This is a genomic window from Brevibacillus sp. NRS-1366, assembly GCF_050467985.1.
In genome coordinates this window covers 58968-77115 of record NZ_JBITPN010000061.1, presented here as the reverse complement: position 1 = coordinate 77115, position 18148 = coordinate 58968, and the positions used below count along the sequence as shown (strand labels likewise).

Below are 18148 nucleotides of genomic sequence, written 5' to 3'. Positions count from 1 at the left end.
GTTTGCTCCTTTTATTTATAAATCCTGTTCAATCCTCTTAAAGCTCAGCGGGACGAAAAGCCCAAACATGCAGCTTGCCCTCTCCCGACACACAGTTGCAAAAATCGCGATCAGCAAGCCGCATTTCCTTTATCTGCTCATATTGTTGGGCAGTTTCAACATCAAACGCTTCTACGAACAGTCCCGGCTGGTCCAGTCCTTCCCAAGTGCGGTACTGACGAGCTCCCATGCTTTCCATCCGGGCAGCCATATCTCGCAGAAGCAGCATACCTTGCGTACGTTTTTCTGGATCTAGCTTATATTCAATAAAAACAGTAAGCACCCACCAACGCCCTCCCTTTCGAGGTTCATCCCCTTCATCATACCTTTCCCTCCAGATGGGAACAAGATCACAATTTTTTTCAGCAGAATGAGGGAAATATATCGACCTTCGCGCTATAATAAACAATAAGCACAGCCTGGAAGGAAAGGAGGAAGACAACGATTCCATGGATACCGCCACACACTTTGCCATGGGCTTTGGATTAGCTGGTCTCGCCTATCTCGATCCTGTTGTAGCTTCTACTCCGCAACTCGCCGGGGCCGTCATGATCGGTACGGTCATCGGCTCGCAAGCACCTGATCTGGATGGCTTGGTCCGTCTCCGTGGCACCGCAGCCTATGTACGTAACCATCGGGGTGTTTCACACTCTGTTCCAGCACTGTTTCTGTGGACAGGTGCAATCTTTGTCCTCATACAGGCACTCATGCCGCAAACGTCCTGGCTCCATTTATTGGGCTGGATTTTTCTAGCGGTTTGCCTGCACGTATTCGTTGACTTATTCAATTCGTATGGCACGAAGGGCTTATACCCGTTTCGTGATAAATGGGTCGCTCTCAATGCCATCTTTATTTTTGACCCGTTCATTTTCGCCGCTCATCTCGTCGGCTTTATGCTGTGGGCTGCAGGCGTCGATCCGGGCAGGTCGTTCCTCTGGATTTATGTGATCATCGCAGGCTACTATTATTGGCGCTGTCAGGTGCAAAAACGAACGACAGAGCTGGTGCGGCAGCGGATAGGAAAATCCGGGACCTATACGATCATCCCAACTCTTTCGTGGACGCACTGGACATTCGTCGCCAAGACCGAGCACCACTGGTATGTAGGAGAGGTTCATTCAGGAGAAGTGGTCGTTTTGGACACTTTTACCATCAAGTCAGAAAACGAGCGAATCGCCGCTGCCAAAAAAAGCTTCAAGGTTCAATCCTTCCTCGCCTTTACCCATCATGTGCATGTGGAAACAAAGGAGCGCCCTTTTGGCTATGAGGTGAAATGGATTGACCTGCGTTACCGCTCCCGTTTCCAAGGAAAAAGTCATTACATGTTCGTCGCAGTTGTGTATCTGGATTTTGATTTGACCATTCGCGATTCCTTTGTCGGCTGGATTCATCGCGGCGAAGATCAGCTCGCAAAAAAATTGGATTCGAATCGACAGCTTGGTTGAATACTCTACCGTCCAAAGTCATTGGGCGGTTTTTTGCATTTCCCATCTGACCCGTTCTATTTCATGAAAATTGCCCCTTCATACCCAGTCAAAAACAGACTACGATCAAGTAACAAGAATTGTAGATGCATGTAGACTGGGGGACTTACCATGATTCCAATTCGTTATTCCAAGCGTACGATCACTGATCAGGAGCAGATTGATCAGTTTTTACTCCAAGCCAAAGTAGGCCATCTCGGCTTGTCCAACGAGATCGAGCCATACATTCTTCCTTTGAATTTTGCCTGGTGGAATGGCTGTATTTATTTTCACGGAGCTGATTCCGGTCGAAAAATCGAAATGATCAATGCGAATAACCGCGTCTGCTTTAGCGTCTGTGAAGAGTACGGCACGGTTGCCGATCCCGTACCTGCTCATATCGACACCATGTACATGAGCGTGTTTTTGTCAGGAACGATTGAAAGAGTGCAGGAGCCAGAAGAAATGCGCGATGTCATGCAAGCTATGATCGACAAATACGTGCCTGGCTACTATTCGGAACCGCTTCCTCTGCAGCACGTCTTGAAGTACCGTTCCTCGATGGGAAGTGTGACCGCTATTTTTAGAATCACGCCTACTTCGATCTCGGCAAAAGGCAATCCCCGTTCGGAGGACATGAAGTTTTATCCGGGGCGGAAAGTGGAGATGGATGTATAATCTAAGATCATTTCTCCTCAAAGAGAAACGACACGCTTGCCATGCAGCAGGCGTGTCGTTTTTTCATTACATCATAGCAGGAGCACTCATCCCTGTCGAAATCGCGATCCGGTTCCAGCAATTGATCGTATTGATCGCCATGATCAGCGCCACGTATTGATTTTCGTCAAAATGCTCTCTGACCTGCTGATAAACTTCTTCGGATACGCCGCCTTTTGTGATCACGGTCACTGCCTCTGTCAATGCCAGCACAGCCCGCTCTGCCTCGGTGTATACCGCAGATTCTCTCCATGCGCTGAGCAAATAAATGCGTTGCTCTGTCTCTCCCAGCTTGCGTGCATCCTTGGTGTGCAAATCCAGGCAAAAGGCGCAGCCGTTTATTTGGGAGGCACGAATTTTGATCAGCTCGATCAGTTTTTTGTCCAATCCGCTCTCCTGCACATATTTTTCCAACTGTAGCATCGCTTGCAAAGCTTGAGGATTTGCAGCGCGATAATTCATTCTGGCTTTCATGGTCATCTTTCCTCTCCACCTTGAAATTGGTTTACACCCTCAAAGACGAGTGACCAGTATTTCTTGTGACAGCATTTCAAGCTTTCGCGAATAGATGGGATAATTTTTCTGGATTGGTGACCATGTAAAGCCGTTCGATCCGCTCTTCCTCTGGGTGCATCACGATCTGAATGGTCATTTTCAGCTCGCCTTCTGAAAATATCAAGATTGCGTCCTGACCATTCATCGGGTGTACCTGCATCGTCGAAGTAGGTGCCCACCGCGGCCAAATTCCAAGCAAAAAGGCAACAACTCGCTGATCGGAGAAGATTGGACGCAGCGCCGATTTTACTTTTCCGCCACCATCGCTTACCAACACCGCATCCTCGGTCAGTAAGCGAACTAACGATGTGGCATCAGCCCTGGTAATCGCCTGGATGAGCTCGGTCACCAATCGGGTGGAGCGATCCGGCTGCACATCTACTTGCAATCCGGATCCTTTGAGCTTCTGTCCTGCCCGGCTAAACAGCTTGCGGCAGCTCTCCTCCGTTTTCCCCATTATTTCAGCAATCGCACCGTAATCGTAATCAAGAGCGGTGCGTAGGACATAGACGGCCCGCTCTGCTGGCGAGAGGGTATCTAACAGCACGAGCAAACCATAGGAAACGGCTTCTTTCTCCATCACCGCCTGCACCGGATCGTTTGTATCCTTATCCTCTGCAAACGGCTCAGGCAACCATTCTCCTACGTACTGCTCCCGTTTCCAGCGCGCGGATTTTAGTGTATCCAGACAACTGTTGGTCACAGCCTTGCACAAATAGCTTTTCACATGGTGAATGTCGCTGATGTCGCTTTGTGTCAAAGCAAGGAATGTCTCCTGTACGATGTCCTCCGCCTCTGTAACGGAGCCCAGCATACGATAGGCAACGGAAAACAGGAGCGCTTTATACTCTCGATAAACATCCTCCATGCCCAGCTTCATTACTTCGCTTCACCAAACTGCCAAATAGTATGGCTAAGGCTTCCGTATCGAAAACTCATGTGCAGGCGCTTCGCAAAGCGAACATCGTCTGCAGCACCCATCGCATAAACCAACGGGACAAAATGCTCGCTTCCATAAACGGGTACCGCTTTATCTGCATGTGGGGCCCGCATGCGAAAGTTAGCCAGATCGTCGACCTTCCATTCAGTCAGTGTCTCCTGCAGCCATTCTTCAAACTCGAGCGCCCATTCAAAAGCGCCGCCGGAAGTTTCACGCATGTCGATATAAGAGAAATTATGGATAGTTCCGCCACTGCCGATAATCAGCACGTCTTTGGCGCGAAGTGGACTGAGTGCCTTGCCAATCGCGTACTGCTGTTCGATTGTAAGATTTGGATTGACGGACAGGGCGACAACAGGAACATCCGCATCCGGATAAATATGCTGGAGAACCACCCAATGCCCGTGATCCAGGCCGCGCGTTGTGTTCAAACTGACAGGCACTCCTGCTTTTTCCAATAGCTCGGCAGTTTCCTTGGCGATTTCCATGTCGCCTTTTGCTGGGTATTGGATCTCATACAATTCTTGTGGAAATCCTCCAAAATCGTGAATCGTCGGGAATGTGTCTACGGAACCTACCGTTTGCTCAAACGCCTCCCAGTGAGCCGAGAACATGACAATCGCCCGTGGACGACGCGGCAGCAAATTTGGTAAGTGATTCAGGGCCTCTGTGTAAACGTTATTTTCAATCGCGAGTAATGGCGCTCCATGCGCGATAAACAAAGATGGCATCATCGTAAAACACTCTCCTCTATATTCTTCGAACTTAACTTTTTAAACTTAGTTACTTTTTGTAAGTATTATAACGCATATTTGTTCTCTTTACTATCCTTTCCTTGCGTTTCCTTTTAAAATTACGAAAAAAAGACTTGCCGCTCATGTAGAGCAGACAAGCCTTTTTGAATGGCCGAAATCAGAATTACTTCGCTGCAGCAAAGCGCTTGCTAACTTCATCCCAGTTTACAACGTTCCAGAACGCACCGATGTAGTCAGGGCGTTTGTTTTGGTAACGCAGGTAGTAAGCATGCTCCCAAACATCCAGACCGAGGATAGGTTTTTTGCCTTCCATTACAGGGCTGTCTTGGTTTGGAGTGGAAGTGATTGCTACTTTTCCGCCTTCAGCAGTCAGCCAAGCCCAGCCGGAACCGAAGCGAGTCGTTGCTGCTTTTGCGAATTCAGCTTTGAAGTTGTCAAAGCTTCCGAAAGCCGCGTTGATCGCGTCAGCCAGTTCACCAGTTGGTGCGCCGCCGCCATTCGGGCTCAGGATTTCCCAGAACAGAGTGTGGTTAGCATGTCCGCCACCGTTGTTGCGAACTGCAGTGCGGATACCTTCTGGCAAAGCATCCAGGTTGCTGATGAGCTCTTCTACGCTTTTACCTTGCAGGTCAGCGTGTGCTTCCAGAGCTGCATTGAGGTTGTTAACATACGTAGCATGGTGACGTCCGTGGTGGATCTCCATGGTTTGAGCGTCGATGTGTGGTTCCAAAGCATCGTGTGCATAAGGCAATGCAGGAAGTTGATGTGCCATTGTAACATTCCTCCTCAAAATATGTATGGGTCAAGCTACGCCTTTATTATACTGCAAGGAACACACTTTTACAACAAATCGGTATGCAAAGTATATTAATCTATCAAATTATTTCAGAGATTTGCAGCTTGCATGGTAGGTCACCCGTCATGGGATTGATTCTTCATTTAAAAGAATTAATATATTTCCTGCTGTTTCTATACTCTCTGGATTCGCAGCAAGCTTTGAGAGTAAATCAATGATCTCATCCGTCTCTTTTACTTGCTTTTTATTGAGGATTAAATTTCGGAATGCGTTAATAAATTCAGCCGTGTATCCTCCTACGTTTCCGTTTCTTTTTGCATAAGAAGTGAATCTGGAAAGGGAGTTAGCCCTAGAAGAATGTTCCATTGCAAGTAAATAGCTACCATAATCCCCATTTTCCGAGATTAAAGCAGAAGCGATTCTTCTAATACTTACTTTGAATTCCTGATCAACTTTTTTTGTAGCTACCTTCTGATTTCCTTCCGAGAGCATGTATACATTGAATAATAATGAAACCAAAAGCAAGCCGCCTACTAATTTATTGATAGGTTTCATAGGTCCCCTCCGTAATCAAATGGAAATGAAAAGAAGTGACGTTCTTCATGAGTGGAAACGAATGTTAGCGCTACTGATAGTTTATTCGTGATCGTTTCTGATAAAGCCTGTAGAGCTTCGAGTGCTTGAGGTTGCCCGTTTTTGGAATATTTTACTATATTATACCAAATACCCGGAAGGAGGCGAAAATCCTTGCTTCTCCAACAGGAAATAGCGTGCTAGACTTGGATTATTACAAACTTAGAGAACCAGGTGATTTTTTGTGGAAATGGACATTTCAACCGTAGTCTTTCTAGCATTCTTTGGTTTTGTCGCAGCCTTCATTGATAGTACGGTAGGTGGAGGCGGTTTGATCTCCCTCCCCGCTCTGCTTGGTTTGGGGATTCCTCCCTATCTCGCACTGGGAACGAACAAGCTGGCAGGCACGATTTCGTCCGTTACCAGCTCTGTAACCTTTATTCGCAGCGGCAAGTTCGACAAGAAGCTCATGCTCATTCTCTTCCCTGTCTCACTGGTCGGAGCCTATTTTGGGGCCAAGACGGTGCTGTTTGTCCCTCAGGAATTATTGAAGGTACTCGTAATCGTAATGATGGCACTTATTTTCGTCTACACGCTGTTTAACAAACGATTCGGCCAAGATTCCAATTTTAAAGGCTACACCAAGTTCACGCTCAGTGTAGGGATCCCCTTTACCTTTGTCATCGGTTTTTACGATGGCTTTTTCGGACCGGGCACTGGTTCGTTTTTTGTTTTCTTAATGGTGCTGCTATTTGGATACGATTTTGTCATCGCTGCTGGAAACGGACGGATTTTGAATCTGGCGAGCAATATCTCCGCTCTGTTTGTCTTCACGATGGAGGGCAAGGTCATTTTCCTGACAGGTTTGGTCATGGGTGTGGCAATGCTCCTCGGAGCTACCCTTGGCGCCCGAATGGCGATCAAAACAGGCGTCCGCTATGTCCGCCCTCTGTTTTTGGTCGTTTCCATCACGTTGATAACCAAAATGATTTATGAATTGATTTTTACGTAGATTGTCGAATGAAAGAAACAAGCTTCTTTTGGGTAAGTGGTTTGTCGGGCTGTTGTGGAGAGGAGGAAAAAGGAGAAAACGCTCCAGCTTCTTGGGGCCCCTGCATAGGGGTCATCCCTGTACGGCTACATGGAAAAAGTGAAACCGCGTCCAAAGTAGCCGATTCAAGGGGTATCTCAGAGGTGGACGCTTAAAACCGTGTTTCTCTTTTTCCATTCCTCCTCGGCTGGTCCCCAAAGAGCTTCGCTTTTTTCTCCTTTTTCCTCGGCCAGCCTTGCTCTTCCCCTTACTTTCTTTTGAGAACGTTCAACGGAGTTTCTTTGGGAACTAGAGAAAAAACTTATAAATTCCAATCTCTCAAAAAAAGTGGCGCCCTACCGAGGGCGACCGTCACTTTTTTTGTATGCAATAAATTCATTTCAGTAGGTCTTATCCCTTGCTTTTTTGTTACCCTGACAAGCACGGCTGAATGCCAGGCCCCCACCCCGATGAATAGCGAACAGTACCGAAGGAGAAGCATATTTCCACTCGGAGCGACTGGCGAAGTCCAGCTTAGCGTAGAAACGAATTCAGGGGAAAAAGAAACGCAACCTATGAATCCACTACAGAGCTGCGCGCCGTTTTGCGTTTCCCCCTGAATTGTTTCGGAGCGGACAGTCTATACTTCCCTTGTGGGACCTAGACCGGAGCGGAGAGGGGAAATGTGCTTCTCCCACACCACAGCAAGAACAGCAAGAAAAAAAGCCTGGCATCCAGCCAAGCTCCCCTCTACTATTCGTTTCCTTTTCTCTGCTTCAAGCGTAGAATGATGCCATCAATTAGCAGGCCGACGCCCGCTAAATAAAAAGGGGCTGCAAATCGGGTTCCTTCACCGATCGGCAGTGCTTTCATGTACACGATTAACACACCAAGAATAAAGCCAATCATCGTGTAGCGTAGACGGGTCGGCCCCATAGCGACACCCTTTCGCTATTATTTTCCAAATTTATTAGGCATTTTCATGTTTTTCATCGTACGGCTCATTTGTTTCAATTGTTTTTGGTTAAGGTTCATACCCATCGAACGGGCCATGGCTTGCAGCTGCTTGTCGTCCATTTGCATATTGGACACCTGTTTTTTCAAATAATAAGTGCCTCCGGCAAATCCGCCTACGAGGCCAAGTATGAGTGTAACAATCGGAATTACCCAGTTGTACCAAGCCATCAATACATTACCATCCTCTTTGCGTAATTATGTACATGTTTATTGTACCACAATTGGACAATCTGTACATTGCACCATTGGAAATTGATGAGACAGCCTCAAGCATGATTGCTATCACTAGCATATCCTAATTGCAAGAGGTGATGTAACAATGAATCCTATCGTGATTCTCGATGCCGGACATGGCGGAGTAGATCCCGGGGGAGGCAATAATACCCAATTTTCAGAGAAGAATATGACCCTCATGATTTCCACCTATCAATACAATCGACTCCGGGAATTGAACATAGCAGTTGCTATGACGCGAACATCCGATACGACCCTCGCAAGCGACGCACGCACAGCGATTGTCCGCAACAGTGGAGCCCGCTATTGCATTTCTAACCATATTAATTCAGGCGACGGCAGAGGCTCAGAAGTGATTTACTCCATTTACGGTTCCGCTGCTTTTCCTCGCCTGATTCAGGAGGACTTGGAAGCGGAGGGCATGCCCAACCGGCGGATTTTCACCCGTACGCTGCCTAACAACCCGGGGCTCGATTACTATTACATGCATCGGGAAACCGGCAACGTGGAAACGGTCATCGTGGAATACGGCTTTGCCGACAACCCGCTCGATGCCGATAAGCTGGCCAAGGACTGGAAAGACCTCGCTGAAGCAGTCGTCAGGGCCTTTTGTGAATATGCCAAGCTTTCGTATAAGCCACCAGCAGTTTCTCCCCCCGATCCTGGCACTGGCAGCCCCGGAAACGGTAGCGGTACCGGAAATCCCGGAAATGAAGGAGATGGCACCTTGCCTGATTGGAAGCAAGAAGCAATCGACTGGATGTTTGACCAAGGGCTCCTGACCAATGAGGACTGGCGCAATCAAGCTGACAAGCCGCTGCCCCTATGGGCCGAAGCAGTAATTCTCAAACGGTTGTACGAAAAGCTAAAAACCTAATATAAACAGGGAGGTAGTACGTCGTGGGCTTTGATTTGGGCCTTATAATCGCATTTGCCCTTGCTGGCACCGCCACCCTGTCGGACGTACTTCGCATTCCCAAAAAACTGCGCAGTTGGGTAGCGGTGGTTTTAATCGTCGGGCTCTACCTGGTGAATCAATGGCTATATTCACCTGCATTTGACTGGAAGGCGGCTCTCTTGGAAGGCTTGACTGCAGGCCTCGCAAGTGTAGGGATTCACTCCTCCGCCAAAAACACCATTGAGCAATTCAGCAAAGACGAAGCGAGTCAGTACAAAAATAAGAGCAAGAACAACGATTCTCAATCAGCGGTATAACGCGTCAACGGCGTGTCCGTCAATCCCGAATAATTTTTCTTCGCCGGTACACATATCAATTCGTCCTCAGGAAAGCGATAAGCGGTCAGCATTCCGCCAAATACGCACCCCTGGTCGATATTGAGTGTGCCGTTTTTGCGTTCAGGCTCAGGACGCGGATCATGGCCCCAAACGATCAATGGATGCGTGAGCTTACGTTCCTTTGCCCATTCCCTGCGAATCGGGCGGCCATCTGACCCTGTTCCCGCTACATCCCCATACCTGCAAAACGTTTGCACCGCCGGGGACTCCATTCCAATGAAATCATCCCGAATCCCTGCATGGACGGCAACAGCCATCAACTTATCATTTCGCCTGATCATCATATGCGATGGAGAAGAAAAAAGAAGTCGTCGACTTTGCTCCCGCAGCAGCGTTGCCTTTTTCGGACCAAACTCCTGCTGGTACAACCGCAGCTCCTCTTCTACCTTTTCATCCCCATGTGCCAATGTTACTGGTCTGCCATCCAGCCAGCGCGCCACTTTCCATCCGTGATTGCTATCTACCATCTCAGCTACGCCGGCTGAGATGTGAAGCAAAAAAAATTGCAGCATCTTGATAGAAGAAGGACCTCTGCTTGTAATATCACCGAGGGAAAGGAGCTTTCGGCCGCGGGGGTGGCGATAGATGCCGTCCTGGCTTCGCTCATACCCTAAGCGCTGCAGCAATTCTATAAATTCGTCATAACACCCATGAACATCTCCGACGATATCTACACCCTTGTCTGCCAAAAGCACCTTGGAGCGCGTCTGAGGTTTGTGCCTCATCTCCGTTCCCTCCTTTCCAAAAGCTATTACTTACTATCTTTACCACATATACAAAAAAAACTCACCCTCTATTCAAAAGAGTGAGCCTGCTTATACATTCTTCTATCTATAAAATCCATTCCTAGCCCAGATTATGCGTATGAACATAAATCGCAGCTTGCGTCCGATCCTCCACGTTTAGCTTGGCTAGTATGTTGCTTACGTGGGTTTTGACTGTCTTGATTCCAATAATCAGCTCATCGGCAATTTCCTGGTTGGATTTGCCCAGGCCGATCTGCTTCAGTACTTCCAGCTCCCGCGGCGTCAATTGTTCATGGGGGTGAGATTCCTGTCCATGCCGAAAGCGGGCCATGATTTTACCAGCCACCCGCGATTCCAGTACGGGCTCTCCTGCTACCGCCGAACGGATCGCTTTGACGATCTCAGCCGCGCGGGAAGTTTTGAGCAAATAGCTAAACGCCCCTGCCTCGATAACGGGATACACCTTCTCGTCGTCGATAAAGCTGGTAAGCACAATGACCTTGCTCAAAGGACAGGCTTCACGAATGCGCCGCGTCGCTTCCACTCCCCCGATGCCATCCATAACCAAGTCCATTAAAACAACATCCGGAAGAAGTTCAACAGTCATTCGTACGCCTTCTTCACCGCTTCCCGCTTCGGCCACGACCTCAATATCGTCCTCTGTCGAAAGATAAGCGGCTAGTCCCATCCGTACCATTTCGTGATCATCAACCAGTAATACCCGAATCAAAGAAATCTCACCCTTCCCGTTCTACCTGTGACATCAGGGGAATCCGCACTTCGATTTGCGTTCCCTTTCCTACACTCGAGTAAATCTCCATCGAGCCGCCTACCTCGGCCACACGTTCCTGCATGCTGCGCAGCCCGTACGAAGTCAGTTTTTCCCCATCCGGATCAAAACCTACTCCATCATCTGTTACCCGTAACCGGACTTGGCCTTGCAAAGTAAACAATTTTACGGCAATGAGGCTGGCTCTTGAATGCCGCAGCGTATTGGAGAGAGATTCTTGCAAAATCCGGAAGAGATGATCCTCGATCCCACTCGGCAAGCCTTCGACATCTTCAATTTCCCACGTCAGCTCCATTGTATTTTTACGTGTCAGCTCATCTAAAAGTTCCAAAATGGCTTCTTTCAACGATTTATTTTGGAGGGTAGCTGGGCGAAGATGCAACAGAAGGGCCCGCATCTCCGCCTGAGCTGCCGCAGCCATTTCTTCCACCAATTCGATTTGCTGGCTGGCACGCTGCGGATTTTTCTCAACCAGCCGTTTCATGGCTGCGGTTGTCATGGCGATGGCAAACAACTGCTGGCTTACAGCATCATGCAGCTCACGAGCCAATCGTTGTCTCTCCTCCGTCACAGCAGCATGCTTCAGCTGTTCTGCCAGAGCCGCATTCGAATTGGATAGACGCTGCAAGGACGCGACCTGCTCTTCCCACTGCGAAGCAAGCCGATTTAATTGCCACCCGAGCTCGCCAACCTCGTCGACACCCAGTTCAGGCACGCGGTAAGACAGCATGCCACGCCCCAGCTTCATGGATGCCTCGCACAGAACGAACAGCCTTTTCTTCAGCAGGTTTCCGCCAATATAAGAAAAAATCAGAGCGATAATCACACCTGCTGGCAAGGACACCATAAATGCTACTAGCTGAATCAGCCAATCCGGATCCGGGGAGAGGGTAAATCCGCTTTCATCGCCGAACCACAATACGACTTGGGGATCATGCACCATTTTGGAATACCATTGGTGAATACTTTCATCATTCCTCCACTGAAAGTAGAGGGAAAAGAAACAGATAAACGCGACGATAATCGCACTTACAGCCAGCAAGACGCCGTAGCGTACATACTGCCATTGTATACTTGCTAAACGCTGTCGACGCATCCGCCAGTACCTCCTAGATGTACTTGACTTTTATATCGCCGACTAGCAGCGAGATATGCAAATTTACTTTATGCACCGCCTGATCGTAATGATCAGAACGAATCATCAAACTACGATTGACCCCTCCCTGACGGTGACTGAAAATCTCCAAATCACCGATCGTGAGCTCGGCTGAAACGAGTACAGGAAGATCCACAGGGACGTAGATCGTAACGTCGCCGATCCAACCCTCTACCACGAGAAGCGCCTCTTCCTTCATCAGCATGGCGCGCGACAAGTCGATAACGACATCACCGATTCCATGCCAGACATGAAGCTGGCTCAGCTCGAATCTGCCAGAAGTCAGGTGAAAATCCCCGATCAGCGAACTGCGGGAATCTTTGGGCAACATGCGGTCCCGATTAGCGGAAGATGCTCCTTCCTCCGATGACCTCGTCGTACCAGGTGGCCTCCACTTGTTCCAGTTGTTGTCGGCCCTAGGTCCAGGCTCCCCGCCATTATTCGACTCTAAATCTGGCTGGTACCCGGGGTCATCCTGATTGGGCTCTTTGGGCAACGTTATCTTACCAATCCGCGAAGCTTTTTCCCCTTTTCTTCCCCGGATCAAACGGAAGCCGAAGTAGATAAACACCAGAGGCACCGCTAATTGGAACAAATCATCGATTCCGATGCCAAACCACATTTCAAGCGCGATGATCGTTCCCAGGCTTATTAAAATGCCGCCGCCGATCCGCTTGCTCTGACTCCAGAGGCGAACGCCAAAGTAGACCAAGAGCATCGGCCACAGATCGAACAGACCGAACTTGATAAGACCCATGCCATTTAACAAAAGGCCAATCCCAGTCAAAATGATCAGGACACCAGCCAACATTTTATGCAAGCGGGACAATTTCACGGAAGTCTCCTCTCTTACGCCCCATGCCGATCGTTTTCACTCTGACCGTTACGACATGTATAAATGAATGCAGGTGGAATGTTCAGAGGGGTAAAGCTAGTCTCAACCCAGGAAAAACGCGCCTGCAGCTCAGCTTGGAGTTGTAGCGAATATTGAAATGTAATGAACAGCCCGCCTGGTTTCAGCACGGATTGTACTTCATTTAAAATGTCTGTCCGTAGCTCTTGCGGGAAGTTCGCAAAAGGAAGTCCAGATATGATCACATCTGCCCGTTTGAGATTTAGCTCCTCCAAGTATTCTCTCAGTCTCGTTGCTTCCTCCCTGATCGGTATATCGGGAAATCGGGAATGCAGCATCGTCCGAAACTGAGAATCGCGCTCCACAAGCACGTAGTGGGTATCGGGACGTATGTTTTGATAGATCGCGTGAGTAAAAGCACCCGTGCCAGGACCCAGCTCCAGAATCACGTCAGTTGAATCCCAATTGATGCCGCCGAGCATGCGTGCGCTTAAAAAACGTGAGCTGGGAATAACGCTGCCGACGCGTCCAGGTTCAGCGATAAACCGTCGCAAAAAGACCAAGAAGTCTACCAAGAATTGTACCTCCTAGGGGAAAAGCAGCCTGATATCCAGGCTGCCTAATTGCCACACTCTATTCTACACCCAGTCCCCTAGTTCCTGTCCAATTAGGATTGCTCAGGTTTCTGGACCGGTGTTTTTTTCTCTTGCAAGGATGCTTTGATATTGGCGAGTTCCATATCCAAATCGTCTTTTTCCAGCTCTGACAAAGCGTTCTCCCAGCCATGTCCCACATTGGATCCTCGCCATTGTCCACTCATTTGCGCTTCTGCTTCCATGCGCATTACTTTTTCTTCCATTCGTGCAAAACCACGACCTGCTGTCTGGTTGCCAATTCCGACAACCGCGTGATTCACCTGTTTTTGCGTACGGGCTACCTGGGCACGTGCCATCAACGTGAACTTTTTCGCACGCATTTTATAGAACTCTTCTTTCAGCTCAGCAAGCTTTTCCCGCATTTGAGCGGCAGCCTCAGAAGCCGACAAGTAGAGGGTTTCGTATTCTGCTGCACGTCCTTCATACTGCTTTTTGTCTGCCAGAGCGCGGCGAGCAAGCTCGTCTTCTCCCTCAGTCAAAGCCAGCTTAACCTGACGATCCCGTTTTTCGATGAGAGCGTTGGCCTCATCCAATTGCTGGCGGAATTTCTTTTCCAAAGCAACTTGACGCGCTACGGCCACTTCCACCTGTCCGATTTCAACTTCCATGTCACGCATGTATTGGTTCAGCATAACTACCGGGTCTTCCATCGAATCCAAGGCATCATTCACCGAAGCTACTGTCAAGTCACGCAAACGTCTAAAGATACTCATTTTTATTTCCTCCTCATCATATCACATCGTTTAGTTTCATCCAAAAGCTCATTCGACAAAGATCTTTTCAGTGCATGTTCAAAAAGTTCTTTACGGCTGGCGTCTAGTCACACTTTTTTCCCAGTCATCTAGCGAGTCTTCCTTTAAAATTCCTTTTGCCCACTGGCGCTCCCAAGCTTTGGGTGCTTCTTTTGGTTCAGGCTGGGGACGTAAGAGGCGATATCCTAAATAGATCACCCCGATGGCTAGAATGCTGTGAAACAACAGATGTAGTTTCCCAAACAGCATTAGTAGCCCGAACAGGAAGACGAGTACTCCCCAAAAGCGGGACCCCGAGCTACCCATTACCTTGCGAGCCCCATACAGCATGATTACTACGGGAATCAACACGCCAATCAAATCACCGCTATCGATTCCCAACTGGTCCAAGAGAACAAGGCCGCCAATCAGCAGCAGAACCAGCCCGAGCAGTATCTTTCCAGACCGTTCGCTCATCTTTTGCTTACCTCCAATCGCCATTTATGTGGTGCAGGTCGACCTTATGGCTTTATTGTATCCCCAAGCGTAGGCTCCCCATAACGGGCGAGCGGTTGGTTTTTCCCTCCGTCCTTGGACGGAGAACGTTTCCTGCCCAAATCGGACGAGCTGATGGGGCGGACTATGCCGAATGAGAGCTTACATTTCCCAGCCAAAACGTTACGCCATCAGACAAAATATTGTGGCGGAATTGTGAACAAACCATCGAAAAAGAGGAAATATTGGACAACCGTAGAATCTCTGTTGAGTATGCGTGTAAAAAAACATCGAAAATAGCCGAGTTCCGCCTGGCGGAAACGGGGGAACCATGTTTTTGGGGTGAATGGCTGTGTATCACGGCAGTCTAGGGAGTCCTTTCGACCGAACCCTTCAGCTAACCTCGTAGGCTCAATGAGAGGAGCAGTTTCTTTTGCGCAAGTTGGTAGTATCTTTATTTATGGCTGGATTGCTGGCGATGGGGGCCGGCGCTGCACAAGCTGCAGAGAGTACATCCCTAACTGATGTAGTTAGCGATCTGTACGGTGTCCCTTACAAATCGTCGGGCATGTCCAAAAAGGGCTTTGACTGCTCCGGTTTCACACGCTACGTATTTGATGCGTTAGGTGTAGAGCTGCCGCACAATTCTGCTGCTCAATATGAAGTGGGAGAGACAGTTGCCAAGAAAGATCTTCAACCAGGCGATCTTGTCTTCTTCAACACAAATGGGCGCAGCATTTCACACGTAGGCATCTACATCGGGAACGGCACATTCGTGCACTCGGAAACTGGTCGTGGAGTCGTCAACACCAAGTTGAACGATCCCTACTACTGGAGCAAGCGTTATGTTGGTGCCAAGCGCGTCAGCACACCTGTTCTAGAAGCAAAGGCTGAAGCTCCGAAAAAGGAAAAAGCGGTGCAAGCTGCATCGTTGCCGGAAGATCAAGCAACTCAAAAGTAGTTCGGCAAAAAAATAAGAGCCAGGGACTTCGCGTCTCTGGCTTTTTCTGACGAAATTTAGTACCTGGTGTCAAGAGGTGACCTTACTTATAAGTATATGCTGATGAATCGGGGTATACTTGCCTTCTTCCGGTCAAAGCATGTTATGATAGACAAGGGTAAATCGTAATTTACTTATTACTTACTTCCTTATTAATAGAAGTAACTGGGGGTATACCGGTGAAGGATCACATCTTAATTGTTGATGACAATCTGGAGATTATTGAACTGCTTGAAGATATATTGGAAAACGAAGGCTTTCAGGTGTCCTCTGCCGAGAATGGCGAAGATGCGCTCAAACTATTAAACCAGGGTCATCGTCCGAATCTGATCTTGCTCGATATCATGATGCCCAATATGAGCGGCTACGAGCTTTGTTCGCAAATTCGCCGGGAGTGGGATTTGCCGATCCTGTTTCTTTCCGCGAAAGGAAAAGCGGTGGACAAGGTCGTCGGCTTTGAAATCGGGGCAGATGATTACATTACCAAGCCATTTGACACAGAAGAGCTGCTTGCCCGTATCCGTGCCCATTTGCGCCGCTACGAGCGCATTCGCAAGCATACGGAGGAGGCGCCGGATAAGGAATCGGCCAACTCGCCGATTACGGTACTGAAATTCAAGGATCTCGAAATTCATAAAGAAACCTATTCCGTCTATGTCAGCAATGAAAAGATCGAGCTGTCTACCAAGGAATTTCAATTGCTTACGTTTTTAGCGGAAAATGCCGGTATCGTGTTTACGCGCGAGCAAATCTACGATCGGGTCTGGGGCTATGGCTACGGCTCTCTCAATACCGTGACCGTTCACATCAAAAACCTGCGCGAAAAACTGGAAACGAATCGCCAGTTCATCAAAACACAATGGGGGACAGGCTACGTATTCATTGGGGAGAAGCTATAAATGAGTTTGCGCAATAAACTGTTTCTCTCGTTTATCGCTTTGATTACGCTCAATATCCTTTTATTTAAATTCGTCTTCCAGGACATCATTGTCGACCAGCTGAAAAATGACCGACACAATCAGTACCAGTATGAAAAGGAAGCAGCGGAAAAAGTGCTACTCAATCAGTTATTGCGCACGAGCAACTTTAAAGATCCCACCGAGCGCCAAGAACTGGAGAAACAACTGCCAGAAGACGTCATGTACCGAATGGTAATCAAGGACGCCAATGGCAATACGATCTACAGCAAAACCTCGCAAGCGTACGATTTAAAAGTTCCCTCGAACAATTCAAACCGAGTAACCCCGAAAAAGAGCGAGCTTAAATCAGTTGCGGAATACCATTTCCAGCAGGAGCCGCCACGCGAAGGGGAAATTGTCATTTATTTCTACACAGATGACTATGACATCATGTCTACGACGGGAGTTTCCATGATGCTCTGGTTTATTTACGGCAGCCTGGTCTTGGTTGGCTTAGTGCTCTTGGCTCTGTTCGTTCGCTGGGTCCTGCGGCCTGTGAGTGAGCTGTCGCGGGTTACGCAAGAAATCCGCGAGGGCAAACGGCTGGTTACTTTTACGTACAAGTCACACGATGAGTTCGGTCAGCTCTTCCGCTATTTTGGGGACATGGTGGATGAGCTTCGCTTTTCCGAGGAACGCCAATCTGAAATGATTGCCTCTATCGCGCACGATTTCCGCACGCCGCTCACCACGATTAAGGGCTATGCCTCTTACATCGGATCGGGCCGTGTCACAGAGCTCGAACGGATTCAGAAACAGATGGGTAAAATCGAACTAAAAACATCAGATCTGGAAAAGCTGCTGGATGAATTGCAGGACTTTAGTCAACAGAGCACAGAAGTGGGGCTGAATATTAGCCGCATCCATGTCAAAGGTTTCCTGAAAGGAATCATCGAGGACTATCTGACCCGCATCAAAGAGGCAGGCCTCTCCTTTCAATGGAAACTGCGCATCTCCAATGAGCTGCATATCGAGGCAGATGAAACCAAGCTGCGGCGCGTCATGGAAAACCTGATCAACAATGCGATTTACTATAATAGACCGAATGGCTCCATTCTGATTACGTGTGATCAACGTGAGGGACATGTCCTCTTCACAGTAATTGATAAAGGAGAAGGAATCGCTGCAGAAGATTTGCAGAAGATATTCACCAAGTTTTATCGCGCGGAAAAATCCCGCAACCGTAACAACGGTGGTACGGGACTTGGCCTGACGATCTCCCAAAGCATCGTTAGACGCCACGGCGGTGAGATCATGGTAAACAGCGAACAGGGAATAGGAAGCAGTTTCTCCTTCACCATTCCCTTTTATCACGCTTAATTTATTTCGCTTTATAGCCAGTTAATA

The 18148-nt window shown here is 48.5% G+C and carries 23 protein-coding genes and 1 riboswitch; of the genes, 8 read left to right on the top strand and 15 right to left on the bottom strand.

The window, feature by feature from the left end; translation table 11 throughout:
- Nucleotides 1–37: 37 nt before the first annotated feature.
- Nucleotides 38–322: a hypothetical protein gene (locus ACIFQN_RS33820; RefSeq protein ID WP_429837441.1), complete on the bottom strand. Its 285-nt coding sequence runs from the start codon at nt 320–322 to the stop codon at nt 38–40.
- Between the two features lie 166 nt (nt 323–488).
- Between ACIFQN_RS33820 and ACIFQN_RS33815 the strand changes: the two genes are divergently transcribed.
- Nucleotides 489–1484, top strand: coding sequence for a metal-dependent hydrolase (locus ACIFQN_RS33815; protein ID WP_429837440.1), 996 nt, complete (start codon nt 489–491; stop codon nt 1482–1484).
- A 150-nt stretch (nt 1485–1634) separates the two neighbouring features.
- Nucleotides 1635–2180 carry a pyridoxamine 5'-phosphate oxidase family protein gene (locus tag ACIFQN_RS33810; RefSeq protein WP_429837439.1) on the top strand — a complete coding sequence of 182 codons (546 nt, stop codon included), beginning with the start codon at nt 1635–1637 and terminating at the stop codon, nt 2178–2180.
- A 66-nt stretch (nt 2181–2246) separates the two neighbouring features.
- Here the strand turns inward: ACIFQN_RS33810 and ACIFQN_RS33805 are convergent, their stop codons facing one another.
- From ACIFQN_RS33805 to ACIFQN_RS33785, 5 genes are all read right to left on the bottom strand, one after another.
- On the bottom strand, nt 2247–2693 hold the full coding sequence (locus ACIFQN_RS33805) for a carboxymuconolactone decarboxylase family protein (protein ID WP_429837455.1): 447 nt from the start codon (nt 2691–2693) through the stop codon (nt 2247–2249).
- A gap of 76 nt (nt 2694–2769) precedes the next feature.
- On the bottom strand, nt 2770–3654 hold the full coding sequence (locus ACIFQN_RS33800; RefSeq protein ID WP_429837438.1) for an RNA polymerase sigma-70 factor: 885 nt from the start codon (nt 3652–3654) through the stop codon (nt 2770–2772).
- The gene (locus ACIFQN_RS33795; protein ID WP_429837437.1) at nt 3654–4448 is read right to left on the bottom strand and encodes a dioxygenase family protein; all 795 of its coding nucleotides are present in this window, start codon (nt 4446–4448) and stop codon (nt 3654–3656) included. Before ACIFQN_RS33795 ends, ACIFQN_RS33800 begins: the two co-directional genes overlap by 1 nt.
- A 184-nt stretch (nt 4449–4632) precedes the next feature.
- Entirely contained in the window at nt 4633–5241 is a 609-nt protein-coding gene (locus ACIFQN_RS33790) for a superoxide dismutase (RefSeq protein WP_429837436.1), read from the bottom strand.
- A 147-nt stretch (nt 5242–5388) separates the two neighbouring features.
- Nucleotides 5389–5820: a hypothetical protein gene (locus ACIFQN_RS33785; RefSeq protein ID WP_429837435.1), complete on the bottom strand. Its 432-nt coding sequence runs from the start codon at nt 5818–5820 to the stop codon at nt 5389–5391.
- A gap of 262 nt (nt 5821–6082) precedes the next feature.
- Here ACIFQN_RS33785 and ACIFQN_RS33780 point away from each other — a divergent pair, with 262 nt between their 5' ends.
- A complete protein-coding gene (locus ACIFQN_RS33780; RefSeq protein WP_429837434.1) occupies nt 6083–6850 on the top strand; it encodes a TSUP family transporter in 768 nt (255 codons plus the stop codon).
- Between the two features lie 771 nt (nt 6851–7621).
- Here the strand turns inward: ACIFQN_RS33780 and ACIFQN_RS33775 are convergent.
- Together ACIFQN_RS33775 and ACIFQN_RS33770 are read right to left on the bottom strand one after the other, a co-directional pair.
- The gene (locus ACIFQN_RS33775) at nt 7622–7804 is read right to left on the bottom strand and encodes a hypothetical protein (protein ID WP_429837433.1); all 183 of its coding nucleotides are present in this window, start codon (nt 7802–7804) and stop codon (nt 7622–7624) included.
- A gap of 18 nt (nt 7805–7822) precedes the next feature.
- On the bottom strand, nt 7823–8053 hold the full coding sequence (locus ACIFQN_RS33770) for a YneF family protein (protein ID WP_429837432.1): 231 nt from the start codon (nt 8051–8053) through the stop codon (nt 7823–7825).
- A gap of 151 nt (nt 8054–8204) precedes the next feature.
- On the opposite strand from ACIFQN_RS33770, the gene ACIFQN_RS33765 reads away from it, so the two are divergent.
- Together ACIFQN_RS33765 and ACIFQN_RS33760 are read left to right on the top strand one after the other, a co-directional pair.
- A complete protein-coding gene (locus tag ACIFQN_RS33765) occupies nt 8205–8996 on the top strand; it encodes an N-acetylmuramoyl-L-alanine amidase family protein (RefSeq protein ID WP_429837431.1) in 792 nt (263 codons plus the stop codon).
- Nucleotides 8997–9019: 23 nt separating this feature from the next.
- Nucleotides 9020–9334 carry a hypothetical protein gene (locus ACIFQN_RS33760; RefSeq protein ID WP_429837430.1) on the top strand — a complete coding sequence of 105 codons (315 nt, stop codon included), beginning with the start codon at nt 9020–9022 and terminating at the stop codon, nt 9332–9334.
- On the opposite strand, the gene ACIFQN_RS33755 is transcribed toward ACIFQN_RS33760, so the two are convergent.
- The 7 genes from ACIFQN_RS33755 to ACIFQN_RS33725 form a co-directional block, all read right to left on the bottom strand.
- Entirely contained in the window at nt 9319–10140 is an 822-nt protein-coding gene (locus ACIFQN_RS33755; protein WP_429837429.1) for a metallophosphoesterase, read from the bottom strand. The genes ACIFQN_RS33760 and ACIFQN_RS33755 overlap by 16 nt on opposite strands.
- Nucleotides 10141–10261: 121 nt before the next feature.
- Entirely contained in the window at nt 10262–10891 is a 630-nt protein-coding gene (locus ACIFQN_RS33750; protein ID WP_429837428.1) for a response regulator, read from the bottom strand.
- A 7-nt stretch (nt 10892–10898) separates the two neighbouring features.
- On the bottom strand, nt 10899–12047 hold the full coding sequence (locus ACIFQN_RS33745) for a sensor histidine kinase (protein WP_429837427.1): 1149 nt from the start codon (nt 12045–12047) through the stop codon (nt 10899–10901).
- Between the two features lie 13 nt (nt 12048–12060).
- Nucleotides 12061–12942 carry a cell wall-active antibiotics response protein LiaF gene (liaF, locus tag ACIFQN_RS33740; protein WP_429837426.1) on the bottom strand — a complete coding sequence of 294 codons (882 nt, stop codon included), beginning with the start codon at nt 12940–12942 and terminating at the stop codon, nt 12061–12063.
- Between the two features lie 14 nt (nt 12943–12956).
- Entirely contained in the window at nt 12957–13535 is a 579-nt protein-coding gene (locus ACIFQN_RS33735; RefSeq protein ID WP_429837425.1) for a class I SAM-dependent methyltransferase, read from the bottom strand.
- A gap of 92 nt (nt 13536–13627) precedes the next feature.
- Entirely contained in the window at nt 13628–14329 is a 702-nt protein-coding gene (locus ACIFQN_RS33730) for a PspA/IM30 family protein (protein ID WP_429837424.1), read from the bottom strand.
- A 90-nt stretch (nt 14330–14419) separates the two neighbouring features.
- On the bottom strand, nt 14420–14824 hold the full coding sequence (locus tag ACIFQN_RS33725) for a LiaF transmembrane domain-containing protein (protein WP_429837423.1): 405 nt from the start codon (nt 14822–14824) through the stop codon (nt 14420–14422).
- A 306-nt stretch (nt 14825–15130) separates the two neighbouring features.
- Nucleotides 15131–15268: riboswitch (cyclic di-AMP (ydaO/yuaA leader) on the top strand.
- Between the two features lie 7 nt (nt 15269–15275).
- Between ACIFQN_RS33725 and ACIFQN_RS33720 the strand changes: the two genes are divergently transcribed.
- The 3 genes from ACIFQN_RS33720 to ACIFQN_RS33710 all read left to right on the top strand — a co-directional run bounded on the left by ACIFQN_RS33720 (nt 15276) and on the right by ACIFQN_RS33710 (nt 18121).
- Complete coding sequence (locus tag ACIFQN_RS33720; protein WP_429837422.1) at nt 15276–15803, top strand: C40 family peptidase; 528 nt, start codon at nt 15276–15278, stop codon at nt 15801–15803.
- Nucleotides 15804–16021: 218 nt separating this feature from the next.
- Nucleotides 16022–16741, top strand: coding sequence for a response regulator transcription factor (locus ACIFQN_RS33715; protein ID WP_429837421.1), 720 nt, complete (start codon nt 16022–16024; stop codon nt 16739–16741).
- Nucleotides 16742–18121: a sensor histidine kinase gene (locus ACIFQN_RS33710; protein WP_429837420.1), complete on the top strand. Its 1380-nt coding sequence runs from the start codon at nt 16742–16744 to the stop codon at nt 18119–18121.
- Nucleotides 18122–18148: the final 27 nt, after the last annotated feature.

What these genes read in the sequence shown, in the direction of transcription:
- ACIFQN_RS33815 (WP_429837440.1), top strand. Translation starts at nt 489, where the DNA reads ATGGATACCGCCACACACTTTGCCATGGGCTTTGGATTAGCTGGTCTC.
- ACIFQN_RS33810 (WP_429837439.1), top strand. Translation starts at nt 1,635, where the DNA reads ATGATTCCAATTCGTTATTCCAAGCGTACGATCACTGATCAGGAGCAG.
- ACIFQN_RS33805 (WP_429837455.1), bottom strand. Translation starts at nt 2,693, where the DNA reads ATGAAAGCCAGAATGAATTATCGCGCTGCAAATCCTCAAGCTTTGCAA.
- ACIFQN_RS33800 (WP_429837438.1), bottom strand. Translation starts at nt 3,654, where the DNA reads ATGAAGCTGGGCATGGAGGATGTTTATCGAGAGTATAAAGCGCTCCTG.
- ACIFQN_RS33795 (WP_429837437.1), bottom strand. Translation starts at nt 4,448, where the DNA reads ATGATGCCATCTTTGTTTATCGCGCATGGAGCGCCATTACTCGCGATT.
- ACIFQN_RS33790 (WP_429837436.1), bottom strand. Translation starts at nt 5,241, where the DNA reads ATGGCACATCAACTTCCTGCATTGCCTTATGCACACGATGCTTTGGAA.
- ACIFQN_RS33785 (WP_429837435.1), bottom strand. Translation starts at nt 5,820, where the DNA reads ATGAAACCTATCAATAAATTAGTAGGCGGCTTGCTTTTGGTTTCATTA.
- ACIFQN_RS33775 (WP_429837433.1), bottom strand. Translation starts at nt 7,804, where the DNA reads ATGGGGCCGACCCGTCTACGCTACACGATGATTGGCTTTATTCTTGGT.
- ACIFQN_RS33770 (WP_429837432.1), bottom strand. Translation starts at nt 8,053, where the DNA reads ATGGCTTGGTACAACTGGGTAATTCCGATTGTTACACTCATACTTGGC.
- ACIFQN_RS33765 (WP_429837431.1), top strand. Translation starts at nt 8,205, where the DNA reads ATGAATCCTATCGTGATTCTCGATGCCGGACATGGCGGAGTAGATCCC.
- ACIFQN_RS33755 (WP_429837429.1), bottom strand. Translation starts at nt 10,140, where the DNA reads ATGAGGCACAAACCTCAGACGCGCTCCAAGGTGCTTTTGGCAGACAAG.
- ACIFQN_RS33745 (WP_429837427.1), bottom strand. Translation starts at nt 12,047, where the DNA reads ATGCGTCGACAGCGTTTAGCAAGTATACAATGGCAGTATGTACGCTAC.
- ACIFQN_RS33730 (WP_429837424.1), bottom strand. Translation starts at nt 14,329, where the DNA reads ATGAGTATCTTTAGACGTTTGCGTGACTTGACAGTAGCTTCGGTGAAT.
- ACIFQN_RS33725 (WP_429837423.1), bottom strand. Translation starts at nt 14,824, where the DNA reads ATGAGCGAACGGTCTGGAAAGATACTGCTCGGGCTGGTTCTGCTGCTG.
- ACIFQN_RS33710 (WP_429837420.1), top strand. Translation starts at nt 16,742, where the DNA reads ATGAGTTTGCGCAATAAACTGTTTCTCTCGTTTATCGCTTTGATTACG.